This window comes from Flavobacterium sp. UBA7663, from assembly GCF_002483315.1.
In the GTDB taxonomy this organism is placed as follows: domain Bacteria; phylum Bacteroidota; class Bacteroidia; order Flavobacteriales; family Flavobacteriaceae; genus Flavobacterium.
Map to the genome: position 1 here is coordinate 1 of NZ_DLHR01000022.1, position 4,759 is coordinate 4,759.

3 protein-coding genes and 1 pseudogene are annotated in these 4,759 nt (G+C 33.1%); all 4 read right to left on the reverse strand.

Going from position 1 to position 4,759, the window contains the following annotated elements:
• Positions 1 to 237 (reverse strand): annotated as a pseudogene (locus B2741_RS10410) (SAM-dependent methyltransferase); the annotation flags it as partial.
• Between the two features lie 5 nt (positions 238 to 242).
• The gene (locus B2741_RS10415; RefSeq protein ID WP_291138598.1) at positions 243 to 599 is read right to left on the reverse strand and encodes a heavy-metal-associated domain-containing protein; all 357 of its coding nucleotides are present in this window, start codon (positions 597 to 599) and stop codon (positions 243 to 245) included.
• Positions 600 to 629: 30 nt separating this feature from the next.
• Positions 630 to 1,841, reverse strand: coding sequence for an efflux RND transporter periplasmic adaptor subunit (locus B2741_RS10420; protein ID WP_291138600.1), 1,212 nt, complete (start codon positions 1,839 to 1,841; stop codon positions 630 to 632).
• A 10-nt stretch (positions 1,842 to 1,851) separates the two neighbouring features.
• A partial coding sequence (locus B2741_RS10425; RefSeq protein ID WP_291138603.1) for a CusA/CzcA family heavy metal efflux RND transporter occupies positions 1,852 to 4,759 on the reverse strand: 2,908 nt, incomplete at its 5' end.

Consider the following 4,759-nt stretch of genomic DNA (forward strand, 5'->3'; position numbering starts at 1 on the left):
TCTTTCTAAAGCAAATTCAGAGATATCCAAAACCCAAATATTTTGATATCCCTTTTCTAATAATGCATCAACCAAATTACTATCACCACCACCAATATCTATTATATTGGCTGTTTTTGAAAGGTTTAAGCTTTCTAAATAATTCATTGAAGTTTTCGGATATTTTTGCGTCCAACTTACTTCGCTAGGACTTTTGGTTGCAAATACATTTTCCCAATGTGATTTATTGTTTTCCATTTGTTTTACGCTTTACAACATCCATCTAAATTTTCATACGCTTTTGGATCTGCTTTAACTTCATCTGCATCATATCCTAATTTAGAAATTGCCATTTTTATAGTTTGTAAATCGGTTTTTTTAGGATTATAATATACTGTGAATGTCATTTTTTTATCATCTAGCTCATACATTTTTACTCCATTGATTTTTAGCATTTCGGTTTTAAATTTCAAGCCACAAGTTTCACATTCTTTACAATGGTCACAGTTTAAAGTAGTTTTTATAACTGATTTTTGGTTTGATTTTTGGGCCGAAACTGAGTTACTGGCAAAAAATAATACTGCTAAAAATAAGATTGATTTTAATACTGAATTTTTCATGATATTAATTTTTAAGTTAATTTATTATTGTTAATGGTCGTGTTCGCCACCACCTTTTGAAGATGCTAGTAAATAATAAGCACCTTTAATTACTATTTTAGCATCATTTTCGATTTCTGACATCAATTTTACTTCTGTATATCCTAAATCTGTTGTTCCTGGAGAAACTTCGATAGCTTTAAAATGGACTTCTTTCTGTTCGTGTTCTTTATTTTTTGAAACATCTTCATGGTGCTCTTCTTGTATGTAAATGTAATATTTATCGCCATCTTTAACAATTGCATCTTTTGGTAATGCTTGAACCGTTTGGTTGGTAATATTGATATTTGCAGCTACATACATGCCGGAAATTAAATCTTTAGCATCGCTTGGATTGATTTTGGCGTGAACAGCAACGGTTTTACTTTCGTTGGAAAATGATTTATTTATACCAAATATTTTTCCTTTTATCGATTTATTGGATTGGTTAGTAAGAACAAAATCGACTACTTGACCTATTGATATTTTACCTAAATCTTTTTCAAAAACATTCAAATCCAAATGCATTTGGCTGTTATCGACCACTTCAAAAAGTGTTACACCTGTTTCTGCAAATGCACCTTTGGTTATACTAATTTTACCAACATATCCACTTATAGGTGAAACAATAGGAATTAATGAAGTGTTTCCGTTTAAACTAACATTCAATGCTTGTAACTTGTTTTTTGCTGCCTGTGCTCTTGCTCTTTCTACAGCTAATTTTGATTTTACTTCTTGAAATGTTTTGCGAGGATTTACATTTTCATCGCTCAATGTTTTTTGACGATTATATTCCAGTTGCAAGTATTCAATGTTGGCAATAGCGGAGTTGTAATCTTCCTGCATTTCGGTAACTTCAAGGTTTTGGATGGATGCCAATGTTTTACCTTTTGCAACGTAAGTTCCTTCTAACACATAAATATCTTTAACAACACCGCCAATTAAGGTAGATATGTTAGCCATGTTTTGTGGCGGAACTGCTGTATAACCATTGGCTTTGATTACTGTGTTAAGGTTTTTCATTTCAATACTGCCTGTTTCGATGCCAATAGTTTTGAATTGTGCTTCGGTCAATGCCACTTCGGTTTCTGATTTTTCTTCTTCGTGGGTTTCTTCAGTTTTCTTTTCGCCACAAGATGTTAGAAGAAAGATGAAAGAAACAAGAAGCAAGACGTTGGTATTAATTCTTGTTCTTAAAATATTATTTATTTTTATATTTTTCATAAATAGAATATTAATTGTTGTTGAATGATGGGAATTGCAATTGAATAGCACTTTGATTGTAAGTATTAACGGCTTCTGCATTTTGCTTTTTAATGTCAATAGCTTGGTTTAAAAAACTAATGTATGACCAGTAACTCATATCACCATTGGCATAGCTTTTTTGAGCCGTTGTAATAATTTGTTCGGCATATTGCAATCCTTCGTTTTGGTAATATAACAGTGCTTTTTTCTGTTTTTCGAACTCATTTTGTAGTTCTTCTTTCTGTAATTTTAAAGTCAATTTGCTTTTATCTAATTCTAATTGCGATTGCGAAATACTAATTTCTGATGCTTTGGCTTTAGCTGTATTTGCACCACCAAATAAAGGAATTTGCAATCCAGCAGTAAAACCCTGAAAATAGGATTTGGTATCGATAGTTTGACCAAAATAACCCAATCCTAGTTTTGGTGTTCGCATGGCTTTAAATGTATTGGCTTCTTTTTGATATACAGAAATTTGCTGTGTGTAATAATCGTTTACTAATCCTTCTACTTTGGTATTATTTAAATCTGTAGGATTGGCATATTGCAATGGTGTATTGGTATCTGGTACAATGTTTTCATCCGTTTGAATGAAATATTGCAATTGCTTTTGATAGATTATCAAATCATATTCTAATTGTGCTTTTTGGGTTTCAATTTCTTTTGATTTGGCTTTAGCACTAATGACTTCAATGTTGCCACTTTCTCCGGTTTGAAAACGAAGTTCTGCATTTTTAAGGAATTTAGCATAAATCTCGAACAATTCATTATTTAACTTTTGAATAGAAACTCCATATAAATATTGATAATAGGCTAATGACACTGCTTTTTCAATTTCATACTCCGTTAATGCTTTTCGTTTTTCAGCTAATTTTGCCAGCTCTTCTTGCAACTGACGGTTGGCTTTTGTGATTTTACCAATAGGAAAATATTGTTGAATAGAAACATTGTGATCATAATCAACACTATTGAATTGACCGCCTTGGTATTGCACTTGTAAAGGATCTACTTGAAACGCCGTTTTCTTGAGAACGGTTTGCTTTTCGATTTCCTTATCCGCAATTTTTAGATCGATGTTGTTTGCTTTCGCTTTTTCAATGGCTTTTTCTAAAGTAATTATTTGACTGTTTTGAGCAAATGAAAACGAGCTAATCAATAAAACGAGTATTGTAACAATTGGATTTGACATTTTTTTCCTTCTTTTAATTCCTTTTTCAAAGAGTAAGTATAAAATTGGTAAAACGATTAAGGTTAGTAAAGTTGCTGACACTAGTCCGCCAATAACTACCGTTGCTAATGGTTTTTGTACTTCTGCACCGCCACTTGTAGATAATGCCATCGGTAAAAATCCTAATGAAGCTACCGCAGCAGTCATTAATACTGGTCTAAGTCTGGTTTTTGTACCGATTAAAACCCGTTGTAATGGGTCAGTTATTCCTTCGGATTTGAGTTGGTTGAAATAGGATATTAGCACAATTCCGTTTAATACTGCTATTCCAAACAAAGCAATAAATCCAATACCTGCCGAAATGCTAAAAGGCATTCCTCGTAACCAAAGTGCAAAAACACCGCCGATTGCCGATAGTGGAATGGCTGTAAAAATTAACGCGGCTTGTTTCATACTATTGAAAGTAAAAAATAACAACACCATAATTAATCCTAAAGCGATTGGTAATGCTACAGATAGTCGTTTGTTGGCTTCAACCAAATTTTCAAACTGACCTCCATACGTAACATAATATCCTGCCGGAAGTTTAAAGCTTGTTTCTAATTTTTGTTGAATTTCTTCTACCACACTTTTTACATCACGACCACGAACATTTAAACCTATTGTAATTCGACGTTTTCCATTTTCACGAGAAACTTGTACCGGACCTTGTTCGTAATTGATAGAAGCTACTTGCGAAAGAGGTACTTGTTGCCCATTAGGTAATGGAATAAACAAATTGCTAACATCTTTAATGTCGCTACGATTGTCTTTGTTTAAACGAACGACTACATCAAAACGTTTGCTTTCTTCGTAAATTTTACCTGCGCTTTCGCCTGCAAATGAAGAGCGTATAATTTGATTGATGTCTGCAATATTTAAACCATACAACGCAATTTTATTGTAATCGTATTTGACTGTGATTTGTGGAAGTCCAGTTACTTTATCGGCTTTTAAATCGCCAATACCTTCAATACTATTTACTTTAGAAATTAATTCTTTGGCTTTTGTATCTAAAACTTCTAAATCGTCTCCAAAAATTTTAATGGCTATATCACTTCGGCTTCCTGTCATTAATTCGTTGAAACGCATTTGAATGGGTTGTGAAATTTCGATGTTTGCACCAGGAATAGCTTCCATTTCCTCTTTCATTAAGTTGGCTAAATCTTCCCAATTGTCGGCAGAAGTCCATTCATCTTTATCTTTTAAAACAATAATTAAATCACCACTTTCTATTGGCATTGGATCGGTTGGGATTTCTCCACTTCCAATTTTTGTAACAATTGTTTTGATTTCAGGGAATTTTGCTTTTAAGATTTTTTCGTATTTGGTTGTGGTTTCTACCATTTGGGATAGCGAGCTTCCTGTCATAATGGTTGCGTTGATTGCCAAATCGCCTTCTTCGATAGTTGGTATGAATTCGCCACCCATATTTTGAAAGACGATAATGGCAAAGACAAACATCGCTAATGAAACTGCTAAAACAGCTTTTTTGAAACGTAATGCTCTGTCTAAAAATGGTGTGTATATCTTCTCGAACCATGCCATCATTTTATCACTAAAATTAGTTTTGTGTTCGGTGTTTTTTGATAGAAACATTGCACTCATCATAGGTACATAAGTCAAAGAAAGTACGAATGCTCCAATAACTGCAAAACCTACGGTAATTGCCATTGGTTTGAACATTTTG